The sequence below is a fragment of the Exiguobacterium sp. Leaf196 genome, assembly GCF_001423965.1.
GTDB lineage: Bacteria > Bacillota > Bacilli > Exiguobacteriales > Exiguobacteriaceae > Exiguobacterium_A.
The window spans coordinates 73,440-89,344 of record NZ_LMPV01000001.1; the positions used below are offsets into that span (position 1 = coordinate 73,440).

Below are 15,905 nucleotides of genomic sequence, written 5' to 3' on the forward strand. Positions count from 1 at the left end.
AATGCCAATCGAACCTGGAGATAGCTGGTTCTCCCCGAAATAGCTTTAGGGCTAGCCTCGAGGTTGAGAGTTCTGGAGGTAGAGCACTGATTGGACTAGGGGCCCCCACAGGGTTACCGAATTCAGTTAAACTCCGAATGCCAGCAACTTATACTCGGGAGTCAGACTGCGAGTGATAAGATCCGTAGTCAAGAGGGAAACAGCCCAGACCGCCAGCTAAGGTCCCCAAGTGTATGTTAAGTGGAAAAGGATGTGGCGCTGCCTAGACAGCTAGGATGTTGGCTTAGAAGCAGCCACCATTCAAAGAGTGCGTAATAGCTCACTAGTCGAGTGGCGCCGCGCCGAAAATGTAACGGGGCTAAACATACCACCGAAGCTGCGGATTCCGTAAGGAATGGTAGGGGAGCGTTCCAAACCGCTGTGAAGCTGTACCGGAAGGAGCAGTGGAGCGTTTGGAAGTGAGAATGCCGGTGTGAGTAGCGAAAAGAGGGGTGAGAATCCCCTCCGTCGAAAGCCCAAGGTTTCCTGAGGAAGGCTCGTCCGCTCAGGGTTAGTCTGGACCTAAGCCGAGGCCGAAAGGCGTAGGCGATGGATAACAGGTTGATATTCCTGTACCGCCGATCCACCGTTTGAACAATGGGGGGACGCAGGAGGATAGTGACGCATGCGGATGGAAGTGCATGTGCAAGTTTCAAGACCGTCTGATTGGCAAATCCGTCAGGCAYCAMAGTCAAGGAACGACGCGGAGTCCCGTAGGGACGTAGGTCACGATTTCACACTGCCAAGAAAAGCCTCTAGTGAGGGGGAAGGCGCCAGTACCGTAAACCGACACAGGTAGGCGAGATGAGAATTCTAAGACGCGCGGGATAACTCTCGTTAAGGAACTCGGCAAAATGGTCCCGTAACTTCGGGAGAAGGGACGCTCTACACATGTAGAGCCGCAGTGAATAGGCCCAAACGACTGTTTAGCAAAAACACAGGTCTCTGCTAAATCGCAAGATGACGTATAGGGGCTGACGCCTGCCCGGTGCTGGAAGGTTAAGGGGATGGGTTAGCGCAAGCGAAGCTTTGAACCGAAGCCCCAGTAAACGGCGGCCGTAACTATAACGGTCCTAAGGTAGCGAAATTCCTTGTCGGGTAAGTTCCGACCCGCACGAAAGGCGTAACGATTTGGGCACTGTCTCAACGAGAGACCCGGTGAAATCATAGTACCTGTGAAGATGCAGGTTACCCGCGACAGGACGGAAAGACCCCATGGAGCTTTACTACAGCCTGATATTGAGGCTTTGTGCATGATGTACAGGATAGGCGGGAGACGTCGAGCCCGGAGCGCCAGCTTCGGAGGAGTCACCCTTGGGATACCGCCCTTCATGCATAGAGTCTCTAACTCGCAGCCGTGATCCGGCTGGAGGACCGTGTCAGGCGGGTAGTTTGACTGGGGCGGTCGCCTCCTAAACAGTAACGGAGGCGCCCAAAGGTTCCCTCAGAATGGTTGGAAATCATTCGTAGAGCGCAAAGGCAGAAGGGAGCTTGACTGCGAGACCTACAAGTCGAGCAGGGACGAAAGTCGGGCTTAGTGATCCGGTGGTTCCGCATGGAAGGGCCATCGCTCAACGGATAAAAGCTACCCTGGGGATAACAGGCTGATCTCCCCCAAGAGTCCACATCGACGGGGAGGTTTGGCACCTCGATGTCGGCTCATCGCATCCTGGGGCTGGAGTAGGTCCCAAGGGTTGGGCTGTTCGCCCATTAAAGCGGTACGCGAGCTGGGTTCAGAACGTCGTGAGACAGTTCGGTCCCTATCCGTCGTGGGCGCAGGAAATTTGAGGAGAGCTGTCCTTAGTACGAGAGGACCGGGATGGACGCACCGCTGGTGTACCAGTTGTTCCGCCAGGAGCATCGCTGGGTAGCTACGTGCGGACGGGATAAATGCTGAAAGCATCTAAGCATGAAGCCCCCTCCAAGATGAGATTTCCCTTTGAGTAATCAAGAAAGACCCCTCAGAGACGATGAGGTAGATAGGTCACGGGTGGAAGCATGGCGACATGTGGAGCTGAGTGATACTAATCGGTCGAGGCCTTGTTCTAGCAGATGCCCCTCAGAGACGATGAGGTAGATAGGTCACGGGTGGAAGCATGGCGACATGTGGAGCTGAGTGATACTAATCGGTCGAGGCCTTGTTCTAGCAGATGCACATTGTTGATGACTTCAGTTTTGAGGGCGCGAGCCTTTCAAAAAAATGAAAAAAAGTCTTGACGTTATGTGAAYATAATGTTAAGATAATAAATGTCTGGTGRCGATAGCCAAGTGGTCACACCCGTTCCCATGCCGAACACGGAAGTTAAGCACTTGAACGCCGAAAGTAGTTGGGGGCTCAAGTGGTCACACCCGTTCCCATGCCGAACACGGAAGTTAAGCACTTGAACGCCGAAAGTAGTTGGGGGCTTCCCCCTGTGAGGATAGGACGYTGCCAGGCGATCGTTCCGCAATAGCTCAGCGGTAGAGCAACCGGCTGTTAACCGGTAGGTCGTAGGTTCAAATCCTACTTGCGGAGCCATTTATTACTTCTTCACCACGTACAATGGAGAGCTGTCCGAGTGGCCGAAGGAGCACGATTGGAAATCGTGTAGGCGTCAAAAGCGTCTCAAGGGTTCGAATCCCTTGCTCTCCGCCATCATCACTTTCAATTCAGAATGGCCCGTTGGTCAAGCGGTTAAGACACCGCCCTTTCACGGCGGTAACACGGGTTCGAATCCCGTACGGGTCACCATTTATAGCGTCGCGGGGTGGAGCAGTCTGGTAGCTCGTTGGGCTCATAACCCAAAGGTCGTCGGTTCAAATCCGGCCCCCGCAATTACATACGGTCCTGTGGTGTAGCGGTTAACATGCCTGCCTGTCACGCAGGAGATCGCGGGTTCGAATCCCGTCAGGACCGCCATTGTTAAGGCTTTGTAGCTCAGTTGGTAGAGCAAAGGACTGAAAATCCTTGTGTCGGCGGTTCGATTCCGTCCAAAGCCACCATCTTTATTAACAACATGATTTTCCCATTTGTGGGGGGGTAGCGAAGTGGCTAAACGCGGCGGACTGTAAATCCGCTCCCTCGGGTTCGGCGGTTCGAATCCGCCCCCCCCCACCACCATAGGGGCATAGTTTAGCGGTAGAACTACGGTCTCCAAAACCGTCAGCGCGGGTTCGATTCCTGCTGCCCCTGTTTACCATGGCGATTGTGGCGAAGTGGTTAACGCACCGGATTGTGATTCCGGCATTCGTGGGTTCAATTCCCATCAGTCGCCCTCTTATTATTGGGCTGTAGCCAAGTGGTAAGGCACTGGATTTTGATTCCAGCACGCGAAGGTTCGATCCCTTCCAGCCCAGCTTTTCAAGCGGAAGTAGTTCAGTGGTAGAATACGACCTTGCCAAGGTCGGGGTCGCGGGTTCGAATCCCGTCTTCCGCTCCAATGAGTGGCGCCATAGCCAAGTGGTAAGGCAGAGGACTGCAACTCCTTTATCGTCAGTTCGATTCTGACTGGCGCCTCCAACTATTTCCTAATTAAATAGTTTTGCAAGAGATTGTGCCGGTGTGGCGGAACTGGTAGACGCGCACGACTCAAAATCGTGTTCCTTTGGAGTGTCGGTTCGATTCCGACCACCGGTATCTTGCGGGTGTAGTTTAATGGTAAAACCTCAGCCTTCCAAGCTGATGACGAGGGTTCGATTCCCTTCACCCGCTTTATACTTTTTACACAATCTGATGTTTCACCTGATCATGCGGGTGTAGTTTAATGGTAAAACCTCAGCCTTCCAAGCTGATGACGAGGGTTCGATTCCCTTCACCCGCTTACCTAAAAAGAGCAATGTGTCGTTTTCGCTGACACCTTGCTCTTTTTGTTTAGGAAGGAATCTTAAGAGGAAAGGAGCGTGTCGTAATGGATGGTGTACAATTGAAATTGGCTTTACAAGAGTACGCAGTTGAGATTGGAATCGATGAGCTGAAGGTGACGACGGCTGACCCTTTTCTTGTCTTAAAACGTCGACTTCAAGCACAACAGGAGAAAGGATTTGCTTCTGGTTTTGAAGAGCCCGATCTCGATCTACGAACGACTCCTTCGTTACTCGTAGAAGATGCGGCTTCGATCATTGCCATTGCGGTCGCGTATCCAAGTACTCTCAAAAATGCACCTCGTGGCAAGGAAGGGGAGCGGCGGGGTATTTTTTGTCGATCGTCCTGGGGACTGGATTACCATCAGGCGTTGCGACAACGTTTGACGTTGCTTGAAGAAAAAATTCAAGAGTTGAGTCCAGGTGCAAGGACGCGCTCGATGGTCGATACAGGAGAACTCGTCGATCGTGCAGTAGCAGAACGAGCAGGTATTGGATTCAGTGGTAAAAATTGCTCGATCATCAGTGAAGAGCACGGATCGTATCTTTATCTTGGTGAATTGATTACTGACCTCGTCTTGCCGCCGGATCAGCCAGTCGAAGAATTATGTGGAACATGCAATAAATGTATCGATGCTTGTCCGACGGATGCGCTAGTTGAACCTGGTGTCATCGACGCTAAACGATGTATCTCGTTTTTAACACAGACGAAAACGTTACTGCCAGAACCGTTTCGGATGGCGCTTGGGAACCGTCTGTATGGGTGTGATACATGTCAGCAAGTATGTCCATATAACCGGAAGAAGAATGCGACACATCATGTTGAACTACAACCGGATCCGGAGCAGGTCAAACCGCTCCTTGTTCCACTCTTATCAATGAGTAACCGTGAGTTCAAGAGTCGTTTCGGAACATTATCCGGAGCATGGCGTGGTAAGAAGCCGATTCAACGTAATGCGATTTGTGCGCTTGTTCATTATCGAGACAAGAGTGCTATTGACGCGCTACGGTTAATGACGGAAACAGATGCCCGCGAAGACATGCGGGCGCTTGCACTCTGGGCAGTCGGTCGGATTGGCGGAATTGATGAGAAGTCGTACATCGAATCCCGTCTTTTAGCGGATACTGCAGTGGATGTTCAGACAGAAGGACAACGGTTAATTGAAGAGTGGGGGGAAGCAGATGCCATTTCAACAGCTCACTTATAAGTTCGGTACATTGCTCGTCGCATGGGAAAAAGAGCAAATCGTGTACCTCGACTTTGGGTTGAATAAAGATCGTGCTCGGACCTATTTAGCAGAAGAGACAGACGAAGGTACATTACCGAAAGCTTGGCGTATGGCGTTTGATCGTTATGCACAAGGAGAGGTACAAGCGCTTGATGCGCTTCCTTGTCAGTTGCGTGTCACACCATTTGCAGAGAAAGTGTTACAAGCTTTGCGAACCGTTCCGTTCGGTCAGACGATCAGTTATGGTGAACTGGCTCGAATGATTGGAAAACCACAGGCAGCACGAGCTGTTGGCGGTGCCTTGAATCGGAATCCGATCGCATTGATTTATCCATGCCACCGTGTCATCGGGGCGACCGGTAAATTGACGGGTTTCGCAAGCGGAATTGCCCATAAAGAAGCGCTTTTAGCGCATGAGATAGGAGAGAATTGAACCATGGCTATTCATGTCGTTATGTATCAACCGGAAATTCCTCAAAATACAGGTAATATTTCGCGAACATGTGCAGCGACGCATTCCGTCCTTCACTTGATCCGACCGCTCGGCTTCTCGACAGACGATAAGCAACTTAAACGTGCAGGTCTTGACTACTGGGAATTTGTCGATGTCCGTTATCATGATTCGTTAGAAGAACTGTGGGAAAAACATCCGGAAGGTATTTTCTACTATATTACGAAATACGGGGAACAGTACCCAAGTCAGATTGACTTATCGGACGTTGAACAGGACTATTTCTTCGTCTTTGGTCGGGAAACAAAAGGATTGCCGCTTGAAGTCATCGATGCAAACGCAGAACGGTGTATCCGTTTACCCCAATCGAATCTCGTTCGTTCACTGAACGTCTCGAACACGGCAGCGATCATCGTCTATGAAGCATTACGTCAGCAAGGATACGCAGGTCTTCTGTAAAGCAAAAGCTCCATCCTGATTCAGGATGGAGCTTTTATGAGTTATTCGTTACCTTCAGGTTTTTTGTTGTAGCCTGCAGTGAAGATTGCTGTCAAAAACGCAAGACTTACGCCGACCATTAAGATAAATGCCATTTTTGTTTCCCCCTTCAGTCTCTTGAACCGATATAATCTATTATAGTATACCTGTAAGTGAAATTGTGTGCTACATATGAATTTTCTATGAATGGAGACTCCACATGCGTACGAACGTTTACCTATTAAGTTATGCCCCACTGATCAGCATCTTGTTATTTAGTACATCCCTTGCGATCGCGACGACGGAACTTGCATTGCATTGGCTCGATCAAGTCGGCGTGTACGATGAACTGCTCCAGCTACTGACGGCACGTGATACGAAGCTCGTCGTTTGGCTTGGTTTTTTGATCGTCTATTTCATGATCTTTAGTTCGCTTAAACTACTATCGGACACGATCAATCAGCTCGGTTTCGCCTTTTTCATCAAAGAACAAGAGGGAACGACACTCGGTATGTTACGTCCGGGCAGTATTCTCCTGCTCGTCGGAGGATGTGTCAGCTTTGCTTTCATGACGTCCTTCTTGCACGTTGGGATCGTATTGCTTGTATCCTTCTTCATCTATTTTATCTTTTACACGGTACAGATTAGTAAAATGACGAGTGCGGCTGGAGCTGTTGGGTTAATCATCTTCTCCTTCTTAGCCTGGGGCGTTCTACTCGCTGGTCTATCATGGGTTGGTCTGACCTTATTCAATTCCTTTGGAGAAGCAATTTTATTTCCGAGTTGACTCAAGGACGTAAAATCGTCGCCCACGTCTGGACCTGTAACGTTGCATTGGCTTCAGCAGGGAAGGGACGCGGGCGATCTGCCCCTAGCCAAATCCCTCCGATATGTTGATTTTTAATACCGACGAACCACATGTCTTTGTTATCGTTCGTCGTTCCTGTTTTTCCTCCGATATAGCGCGCAGAGGAATCATATCCTTTGCGTCCCGTTCCATACGTCATGACATTCTTTAAACCAGCCCGTAATTCCCGGTTCGTCTGACTGGACCAAATCCGTTGTTCTTTTTCTTGTGGTCGTTCGACCGTTCCATTTTTAAGCGTAATACTTTTGATCATCGATGCCGGTCGATAGATCCCGTCATTGACGAATACGGAATAAGCGTTCGTCAGTTCATATGGACTGATCCCGTATTGCAACCCACCTAGGGCACTCGTAAAGGCATCATCCTCACGTGTCCATTGGCTAAACTGGAATGGACGGATGGACTTCAATCCTTCCCGGAAAGAGACAGCAAATGCTCGAATTGCTGGTGTGTTATAGGAGTAAGCGATCGCATCGGCAATCGTTACTTGTCCGAGAATTCGATTTCCGCTATTTGACGGACAGTAGCCATCGATACAGACGGGACTACCGTCTAACGTGCTCGACAAGCGGGCTTTCGTCTTCTCAAGGTAAGGACCGTAGACAAGTAACGGTTTGATGGCTGAACCAGGTTGTCGGTACGACTGCACTGCTCGGTTGAACTGACCTGTCAAATTCGATTTGTAGCCGACAAGAGCCGTGACTCCGTGTGTTTGTCCGTCGATGCCAACATAAGCCCCCTCAATCGGGTTGGGTAGATTGCGAAGAGCTTCCTTAGCCCGTCGTTGTTCTGCTGAGTCGAGATATGTCGAGATGACCGCACCTTGTTGATGCAGATATTCTGCAGCATGCTTCTCACTCCAACCCTTTTTTTGAGCGGTCATCCGAACGGCAGCTTGAACGGTGGCATCGATATAGTCCGGATAAGGAACCCGCGGCTTATAAGATCGAGGTGTCACATGAGAAATAGTAAAATCTTTCGTCAGTACACGATCGCGCACTAATGCTTGAGCGATTCGTTGCTGACGTTTTTTTGTATTTTCAGGAAAACGAAGCGGATCGTAGAGTGACGGATTGTTCGGAATCGCTGTCAAAAAGCTGATTTCAGACCAATTCAACTCGCGCGCTGGCTTATTGAAATATGATTTTGCGGCCAGTTCGATCCCGTAAATATTATTCGCGAAATATGCTTGATTGACATACGCTGTCATCAGTTCTTTTTTCGAATATTTTTGCTCCAAAGACACAGCAATTAGCAACTCTTTTATTTTTCTAGTATATGTTTTTTCGTTTGTTAGATATGTCATTCTTGCTAGTTGTTGTGTGATCGTACTGCCACCTTGAGATTTAGAATCAGACTGGTTTTTCGTAAACGCGCGTAAGATTCCTGTGATGTCATATCCGTCATGTTGATAGAAACGCTGATCTTCGATAGCAACAAACGCTTGCTCGACTTTTTTCGGCAATGTTCGAGGCGTTAAGTCATCCCGTCGCAATCCGTCATAGAGCTCGACCCGTTTGTTTTCATAGGTTACGGTGATTGGTTGGTAGGAGGTCAGTGGATGTCGTGTCGTCTGTTCATCGGCCCAGAAAAAAAGTGTGCGTGCTGTTTTTAACTCATCTTTAATTGAAAATAAGGAAAACAGAAGCATCATCGTAAGACCAAGTAAGACGAGATATCCTGTCGTAATTCGCATGAGAACTCCTTTCAAAAAGCCATTTCATTCCTATTATCGGTCTTTTATGGAGAAATCAATAGATTTTTTTTCGATTTTTGTATTTTAATAAACCTATTTTGCAGGAATGTTATATTAAAAAGAGAAAAGATTGGGTATATAGAAGTATCTGTGGATTTTAGAACGCGAGTCATCTGTAAAAAAAGAGCATAAATGGAGGGGACGAAATGGCTAAAAAGAATGTCGTTGCGATGTTACTTGCAGGCGGAGAAGGGAAACGTCTGGGAGCTTTAACGAAACACACTGCGAAACCAGCTGTTGCATTTGGAGGAAAATACCGGATCATTGATTTCCCACTTTCGAACTGTACGAACTCAGGAATCGATACAGTTGGCGTGTTGACGCAATACGAACCATTAGAGTTGAATCGATACCTTGGCATTGGAAGTCCATGGGATTTGGATCGCCGTAATGGCGGATTAACGATTCTTCCACCATACCAAGCACAGAACGGCAAAAACTGGTATGAGGGCACAGCAAATGCTATTTATCGAAATATGAGTTATATCAATCAATTTGACCCTGAATATGTTCTTGTTCTATCAGGCGACCATATTTATAAAATGGATTATGAAAAAATGATCGAGGAGCATCGACTTGGTGGAGCTGACGTGACGATTTCCGTACGTGAAGTACCATGGGACGAGGCACCGCGATTTGGTATCCTCAATACGGACGATGACTTACGAATCAATGAATTCGAAGAAAAACCAAAAAATCCGAAATCAAATCTTGCATCGATGGGGATTTATGTCTTTAACTGGGATATCTTAAAACGCCACTTGATTCAAGATGCCGGCGATGCGGAATCAAGCTTTGACTTCGGTAAAAATATCATCCCGAACATGCTTTTTGAAAATCTCAATATCCGTGCGTATAAATTCAAAGGATACTGGAAAGACGTCGGGACGATTCAATCCCTTTGGGAAGCGAACATGGATCTATTGACGGCAGAGCCTGAATTCGATTTGTATGAACCGTCATGGAAAGTACATTCGGTCAACCCGAATCAGCAACCACAATACATTGGAAACGCTGCGACAGTCGAGACATCGATCATCAACGAAGGATGCCACATCGAAGGAGAAATCAATCATTCGGTTCTCTTCTACGGTGTCGATGTAGCAGAAGGATCACTCGTCAAAGACTCGGTCATCTTCCCGAACGTCAAAATCGGACGAGACGTCACGATTCACCGGGCGATTTTAGCAGATGGTGTCATCGTTGAAGATGGTGCGACGATTGGATCTCCGGACGGAGAAGTCTTCGTCATTGAAGCAGACAGCATCGTTAAAAAGAACGAAGTCATCAAAGAAGCAATTCAATAAGGGGGATATTCGAATGAAGGTCGATTTATTAGGCGTCATCAATCTAAGTGGTGAAGAAGGATTTTTCAAAGAACTAACAGAGCATCGTAACTTGGCAGCTGTGCCATTTGCGGGTCGTTATCGATTGATCGATTTTACATTAACGAACATGGTACAAAACGATATCGCGAACATCGGGATTTTTACGCTCGAGAAATATCGTGGCATGATGGACCATCTTGGATCTGGTAAAGAGTGGGATCTTGACCGTTCAAACGGTGGACTCTATATCTTCCCACCTGCATTGTCACAAGATGCGAACGAGTTCCGTGGGGATCTATCGAACTTCCACCTTCACCGTGATTTTTTCCTTCGCAGTAAGGAAAACTATGTCGTCGTCTCTGGTTCGAACATCTTATCAGCCGTAGATTATCGTGATGTCTTGCGCGAACATAAAGAATCGAATGCGGATATCACAGTCGTTTATACGAAGCGTGAACTGCCTTGCAAATACTGCCGTCCAATTCGCTTTGGCGAGCAGAACCGCGTGACTGCAATCGGATCACGAGGGTTCCAGCCGACTGATGAGACGTTCTACATGGAAACGGTCGTTCTATCGAAGAACCTATTCGTTCGTTTGATTGATGAGGCGATTGCGCGTGGCGAGTACGATTTACTACAAAGCATCATCCGTTCGCAGCTAAATCGCTTGCATGTACATGGTTATGAATATCGTGGTACATCACAAGTCATCCACTCACTTCGTTCATACTACCGTGAGAGCATGCTATTGCTTGAACAGTGGGGAGCAATCAATGACTTCCAGCATGTCTACACGAAAATCAAGCATGAACCGCCGACACGTTATTTGCCAGGTTCAGCGATTAAGAACTCACTCGTCGCAAACGGCTGTAAGTTAGAAGGCACGACGACGGATAGCATCCTGTTCCGTGGTGTTAAAGTCGGAAAGCATGCGCGCGTCAAAAACTCGATCATCATGCAAAAATCGGTCATTGAAGAAGGCGCGGTCGTTGAGTACGCGATTCTCGACAAAGAAGTGACCGTCAAACGCGGTCAAGTCATTCGCGGTACGGCAGAAGAACCAATCGTCATCAAAAAACAAACAATCGTTTAAAGGAGATGTCATTCATGAAGGTATGGTTTGCTGCCACGGAAGCGACACCCTTCATCAAGACAGGGGGGCTAGCTGACGTCGTCGGCTCGCTCCCTTTAGCGCTTGCTGAGGAAGGGGCAGACGTTTCGGTCGTCTTACCCAATTATGGTCAAATCAAGGAACAATACAAATCGGAGATGGAGTTTTTATTCGACTTCATCGTACCAGTTGGCTGGCGACAGCAATTTGGTGCTGTCCTCCGATTAAAACAAGATGGTGTAACGTTCTATTTCATCGATAATGAGTACTATTTCAAACGCGATGGTGTCATTTATGGACATTACGATGATGCGGAACGATTTGCGTATTTTTCACGTGCCGTTCTTGAGATGATTCAACATCTCGATCGGAAAGAAGTACCGGACGTCATCCATTGTCACGATTGGCAAACAGGTGTGATTCCGGCGTTCCTACGAATCCATTATCAGCACCTAGAGCGCTATCAAGATATTAAAACGGTCTTTACGATTCACAATCTACAATATCAAGGTGTTTTCCCGGAGGAAGTACTCGGTGATTTACTTGGATTGAGTCATGAACACTTCACAGCCGATGGTATTGCTCATAACGGTCTCGTCAATTACATGAAGGCAGGACTCGTCCATTCCAATCAAATCACGACAGTCAGTCCATCATATCGTGATGAGATCATGGATCCGTATTACGGTGAGACGCTTGAACCCGTCTTACAACATCGCGCTGTCGACGTACGCGGAATCTTGAATGGAATCGACTATCGTCAATTTGATCCTGCACATGATACGCATCTCGTTGAGACGTATTCGGTCGATACCGTCACGGAAGGAAAGGCGAAGAACAAAGCTGCCTTACAAGAAGAACTAGGTCTCCCCATCAATCCGGATGTACCATTGTTTGGTTTCGTTTCTCGTCTCGTCGACCAAAAGGGGATTGATTTGCTCGCGCATATCTTGCCAGATTTGTTTGAACTCGATGCGCAGTTCATCATCCTTGGATCAGGTGAAGCGGAATATGAAGGGTTGTTCCATCATGCGACATCGATTCGTCCAGACAAAATCGCTTCTTACATCGGGTTCGACGTTGGTCTCGCGCAACGAATCTATGCGGGCAGTGACGCCTTCTTGATGCCTTCGCGTTTTGAACCATGTGGTCTCAGTCAGTTGATTTCGATGAAGTACGGCTGTTTACCAGTCGTCCGGGAAACAGGTGGTCTTCGTGATACGGTCAAGCCATTCAATCAGTTTACGTTAGAAGGAAATGGATTCTCGTTCGCGAATTATAATGCACATGAGTTTTTAGAAGCGATTAAACGTACTATTGAGGTCTATCATGATCGCCCGGTCTTTGAGCACTTGATTGAGACTGCGATGAATGAGGATTTCAGTTGGTTGCGTTCAGCCGACGAATACTTGGCGTTATATCGTTTGATTGCACCGTCCGCCACTTGATCGTATCACTGGGAAAAGGAGTTACGTCATGTTCAAAGATATAGAGAAGTTCAAGGAGAGGTTTACGGAACGATTCGTTTCGATGCATGGCAAGGCAATAACGGAAGCAACAGAAAACGATATCTATCAGACACTTGCTTATCTGGTACGTGAGACGGTCACGACCGATTGGTTACGGACAAAGGAAACATATACCCATAAAAAAAGTAAGCAAGTCTATTACTTTTCACTCGAGTTTTTGCTCGGACGTTTCTTGCATAACAACCTATTAAGTCTTGACGTCTTAAAGGATGTGGAACGGGGACTGGAAGAACTCGGATATCAGCTCAGTGATCTGACAGAAGAAGAGCCGGAACCAGGACTCGGAAACGGAGGTCTCGGTCGTCTCGCAGCCTGTTTTCTTGATTCCTTGGCTGCGCTTGGTCTACCGGGACATGGGAACGGTATCCGATACCAATATGGTCTGTTTAAGCAAAAAATCATCGATGGCTATCAAGTCGAGCTACCGGATAACTGGCTGAAGAACGGAAACATGTGGGAAATTAGACGTTCTGATAAAGCGGTCGATATTTCATTCGGTGGACATGTGTGGCTCGAAGAAGTCGGTGATGGGTATCGCGTCCATCATGAACCGACTGAAATCGTCCGTGCTGTTCCGTACGATATGCCGATCGTTGGCTATCAAAACAAGGTTGTCAATAACCTGCGACTCTGGAGTGCTGAGTCTCCACTTGATGATGATGAATTACTTAGTCAATACCGTGGGAACTATAAAGATTTACTGGCACATAAACAATCGATTCAGACGATTTCAGAGTTCTTGTATCCGGATGATACGACGTACGAAGGAAAAGAACTCCGTCTGAAGCAACAATATTTCTTCGTCTCTGCAGGATTACGGAGTATCTTGACGTCCTTTAAAAAACGAAACCATTCATTGAAGCAACTCGGGAATCATATTGCCATTCATATCAATGATACGCATCCGGTCGTCGCGATTCCGGAATTGATGCGGATTCTTGTTGATGAAGAAAGGTTTGGATGGGAAGAAGCATGGCGGATCACGAAGAGTGTCATGTCGTTTACGAACCACACGTTATTATCAGAAGCACTCGAACGTTGGCCGGTTGATTTGTTCCGTCGCTTGTTGCCACGCATCTATCTCATCATCGAGGAAATCAACCGACGCTTCTGTAAAGATGTGCTGGCGAACTATCCACACATGGAAGCACATATGCGAGATATCGCCATCATCGCGGACGATCGGATCAACATGGCGAATCTGGCTGTCGTCGGCACGCATTCAACGAACGGTGTCGCTCAGATTCATACTGAGATTCTGAAGCAGCGCGAGATGCGACTATTTTATGAGATGTTTCCGCTTCGATTTAATAATAAGACGAACGGGATTACACATCGTCGCTGGCTTCTCTCATCGAACCCAGCACTGGCAAACCGTGTGACAGAAGCGATCGGGGATGGTTGGATTCAGCATCCGTCCGATTTGCAAAAATTGACGAAATGGGCAGAGGATTCAGCACTGCAGAAGGACATCGCCGAGATCAAGCTTCAGCGTAAGGAAGAATTAGCGTTGCTCATTGAAAAGGAAACAGGTATCGTCGTTGATCCAACCTCGATTTTTGATGTTCAAGTCAAGCGATTGCATGCGTACAAACGTCAACTCTTAAATGCGTTACACATTCATTCGCTCTATTATCGTCTGAAGGAAGACCGTTCCTTTACGATGACACCGCGGACATTCATCTTTGGTGCAAAGGCAGCGCCAGGCTATCATTATGCAAAAGAAGTCATTCGTTATATCAATGCGTTAGCTCGCTTAATTAATCAGGATCCAGAGGTCAGCCCATACTTGAAAGTCGTCTTCCTAGAAAACTATCGTGTATCGCTTGCTGAAAAGATTTTCCCGGCAAGTGATGTCAGTGAGCAGATTTCGACTGCCAGCTATGAAGCCTCTGGAACCGGCAATATGAAGTTCATGATGAATGGCGCTTTGACGATTGGAACGCTCGACGGAGCGAACATCGAAATTCGAGATGAAGTTGGGGATGCGAACATCTTCATCTTCGGCTTAACGCCGCAGGAAGTCATGAATTATAAGCAATACGGCAGTTATAGTGCGTATGATCAATACAGTGCCCAACCCGAGTTGCGACGAATCATCGATAGTCTCGTCGACGAGACATTATTTGCTCCGGGTGAATTCCAAGCAATTTACGATTCATTATTGACGTATAATGATGAGTATCTGATCCTGAAAGACTTCATGTCGTATCAACAAGCGCAGGAACGTATCGATCGGATGTATCAGCAACCGGAAGAATGGTATAAACGTGTCATTCTTAATATTGCTCGGTCAGGTGTGTTCTCAAGTGATCGAACGATTAAAGAGTATGCGAATGCGATCTGGAACATCAAACCAATTCAACTCTAAACAAAAAGACACTGACAGATGTTTCTGTCAGCGTCTGATGTTTACGAACGGGAGACGTCTTCACCGCGGCTGACCCAATCACTATAAGAGCCGGCGTAAAGCCGGACATCGGTTTTCCCGAGTGAGTGGAGAGCGATGACATTGACGCACGCTGTCACACCGCTTCCACAGTAGAGGATAGGTGCCGTGACCGGCAGGATGTCGGCGTATAGTTCTTTCAGATCTTCCGCATCTCGTAAACGACCATCTGGTGAGAGTGCCTGTTCAAAGTAACAATTTACGGCACCCGGAATGTGTCCGGCGACATGATCGAGTGGTTCGATTTCTCCGCGATACCGATCGGGCGCACGGGAATCGATGACCATCGTTTCTGTCAGCTGATCCTTTAGCACTTCGAACGAGACGAGCATCTCGTCTTGGAAACGCGGCGTGTACTGAGAGGGTTCATAAGTAAAAGTCTCGTCTGTAACCGGAAGATCGAACGCTAGGTAAGAGGAGAATCCGCCCTCGAGAACGACGACACGCTCATGTCCGATCCATTTAAATAACCACCATGCACGAGCGGCATATGGAAAACCATCGTCATACAAAACGACGAAGTCTTCCGGGGTCACACCATGCTGTTCCAGTGTGTGTTGCCACGCTTCTTTTGAAGGAAGCGGATGCCGACCGCCGACCTCATCGATTGGACCAGAAAGGTCAGTCGTTAAATCCAGGTGCTGTGCACCTTCGACGTGTTGTTCTAAGAAAGCATTTCGTCCATATTCAGGTTGTTGTAAGTCATAGCGGCAGTCAAACCAGCGAATCTGATCCGTACGGACGAGCTGTTGAAGGTCTGCCATTTGAATCGTAGGAAACATGCCTCATCACCTTACCCTTTCTAGTGTTAATCATATGAAAGGTATC

Annotated in this window: 10 protein-coding genes, 15 tRNA genes and 2 rRNA genes (1 of these 27 only partly in view); 25 read left to right on the forward strand and 2 right to left on the reverse strand. The window is 47.7% G+C overall.

The window, feature by feature from the left end; genetic code table 11:
- The 21 genes from ASG02_RS00430 to ASG02_RS00530 all read left to right on the forward strand — a co-directional run.
- Positions 1-2,087: ribosomal RNA gene (locus ASG02_RS00430) — 23S ribosomal RNA — on the forward strand; it begins 827 nt to the left of the window's first position.
- A 279-nt stretch (positions 2,088-2,366) separates the two neighbouring features.
- Positions 2,367-2,476: ribosomal RNA gene (gene rrf / locus ASG02_RS00435) — 5S ribosomal RNA — on the forward strand.
- A gap of 6 nt (positions 2,477-2,482) precedes the next feature.
- Positions 2,483-2,557 (forward strand) — tRNA-Asn (locus tag ASG02_RS00440).
- 26 nt (positions 2,558-2,583) lie between these two features.
- Positions 2,584-2,674, forward strand: a tRNA-Ser gene (locus tag ASG02_RS00445).
- A 21-nt stretch (positions 2,675-2,695) separates the two neighbouring features.
- A tRNA-Glu gene (locus ASG02_RS00450) sits at positions 2,696-2,770 on the forward strand.
- A 10-nt stretch (positions 2,771-2,780) separates the two neighbouring features.
- Positions 2,781-2,854: transfer RNA gene (locus ASG02_RS00455), tRNA-Met, on the forward strand.
- 8 nt (positions 2,855-2,862) lie between these two features.
- Positions 2,863-2,938, forward strand: a tRNA-Asp gene (locus tag ASG02_RS00460).
- A 7-nt stretch (positions 2,939-2,945) separates the two neighbouring features.
- A tRNA-Phe gene (locus ASG02_RS00465) sits at positions 2,946-3,021 on the forward strand.
- 31 nt (positions 3,022-3,052) lie between these two features.
- Positions 3,053-3,136, forward strand: a tRNA-Tyr gene (locus ASG02_RS00470).
- Positions 3,137-3,140: 4 nt separating this feature from the next.
- Positions 3,141-3,211 (forward strand) — tRNA-Trp (locus ASG02_RS00475).
- A 9-nt stretch (positions 3,212-3,220) separates the two neighbouring features.
- A tRNA-His gene (locus ASG02_RS00480) sits at positions 3,221-3,293 on the forward strand.
- 10 nt (positions 3,294-3,303) lie between these two features.
- Positions 3,304-3,375, forward strand: a tRNA-Gln gene (locus ASG02_RS00485).
- Between the two features lie 8 nt (positions 3,376-3,383).
- Positions 3,384-3,458, forward strand: a tRNA-Gly gene (locus tag ASG02_RS00490).
- A gap of 6 nt (positions 3,459-3,464) precedes the next feature.
- Positions 3,465-3,538: transfer RNA gene (locus ASG02_RS00495), tRNA-Cys, on the forward strand.
- A gap of 36 nt (positions 3,539-3,574) precedes the next feature.
- Positions 3,575-3,655: transfer RNA gene (locus ASG02_RS00500), tRNA-Leu, on the forward strand.
- Positions 3,656-3,659: 4 nt separating this feature from the next.
- A tRNA-Gly gene (locus ASG02_RS00505) sits at positions 3,660-3,730 on the forward strand.
- A 38-nt stretch (positions 3,731-3,768) separates the two neighbouring features.
- Positions 3,769-3,839 (forward strand) — tRNA-Gly (locus ASG02_RS00510).
- 87 nt (positions 3,840-3,926) lie between these two features.
- Positions 3,927-5,087 (forward strand): tRNA epoxyqueuosine(34) reductase QueG, encoded by a 1,161-nt coding sequence (gene queG / locus ASG02_RS00515; RefSeq protein ID WP_035409457.1) that lies wholly within the window; start codon positions 3,927-3,929, stop codon positions 5,085-5,087.
- The gene (locus tag ASG02_RS15915; RefSeq protein ID WP_035409455.1) at positions 5,062-5,541 is read left to right on the forward strand and encodes a methylated-DNA--[protein]-cysteine S-methyltransferase; all 480 of its coding nucleotides are present in this window, start codon (positions 5,062-5,064) and stop codon (positions 5,539-5,541) included. Before queG ends, ASG02_RS15915 begins: the two co-directional genes overlap by 26 nt.
- Before the next feature lie 3 nt (positions 5,542-5,544).
- Positions 5,545-6,018, forward strand: coding sequence for a tRNA (uridine(34)/cytosine(34)/5-carboxymethylaminomethyluridine(34)-2'-O)-methyltransferase TrmL (gene trmL / locus ASG02_RS00525; RefSeq protein ID WP_023467320.1), 474 nt, complete (start codon positions 5,545-5,547; stop codon positions 6,016-6,018).
- 238 nt (positions 6,019-6,256) lie between these two features.
- Positions 6,257-6,823 carry a DUF5366 family protein gene (locus tag ASG02_RS00530; protein WP_035409453.1) on the forward strand — a complete coding sequence of 189 codons (567 nt, stop codon included), beginning with the start codon at positions 6,257-6,259 and terminating at the stop codon, positions 6,821-6,823.
- Position 6,824: 1 nt separating this feature from the next.
- Here the strand turns inward: ASG02_RS00530 and ASG02_RS00535 are convergent, their stop codons facing one another.
- Positions 6,825-8,600 (reverse strand): transglycosylase domain-containing protein, encoded by a 1,776-nt coding sequence (locus tag ASG02_RS00535; RefSeq protein WP_056059926.1) that lies wholly within the window; start codon positions 8,598-8,600, stop codon positions 6,825-6,827.
- A gap of 206 nt (positions 8,601-8,806) precedes the next feature.
- Here ASG02_RS00535 and ASG02_RS00540 point away from each other — a divergent pair, with 206 nt between their 5' ends.
- Genes ASG02_RS00540 through ASG02_RS00555 form a run of 4 tightly spaced genes read left to right on the forward strand, consistent with a single transcriptional unit; the run spans position 8,807 to position 14,999 of the window.
- Entirely contained in the window at positions 8,807-9,967 is a 1,161-nt protein-coding gene (locus tag ASG02_RS00540) for a glucose-1-phosphate adenylyltransferase (protein WP_035409448.1), read from the forward strand.
- Positions 9,968-9,980: 13 nt separating this feature from the next.
- A complete protein-coding gene (glgD, locus tag ASG02_RS00545; RefSeq protein ID WP_035409446.1) occupies positions 9,981-11,081 on the forward strand; it encodes a glucose-1-phosphate adenylyltransferase subunit GlgD in 1,101 nt (366 codons plus the stop codon).
- Between the two features lie 14 nt (positions 11,082-11,095).
- Entirely contained in the window at positions 11,096-12,547 is a 1,452-nt protein-coding gene (glgA, locus tag ASG02_RS00550; protein ID WP_029340919.1) for a glycogen synthase GlgA, read from the forward strand.
- Between the two features lie 28 nt (positions 12,548-12,575).
- Positions 12,576-14,999 (forward strand): glycogen/starch/alpha-glucan phosphorylase, encoded by a 2,424-nt coding sequence (locus tag ASG02_RS00555; RefSeq protein WP_056059928.1) that lies wholly within the window; start codon positions 12,576-12,578, stop codon positions 14,997-14,999.
- 41 nt (positions 15,000-15,040) lie between these two features.
- Here ASG02_RS00555 and ASG02_RS00560 read toward each other — a convergent pair whose 3' ends face one another.
- A complete protein-coding gene (locus ASG02_RS00560) occupies positions 15,041-15,859 on the reverse strand; it encodes a sulfurtransferase (RefSeq protein WP_056059930.1) in 819 nt (272 codons plus the stop codon).
- Between the last annotated feature and the right edge of the window lie 46 nt (positions 15,860-15,905).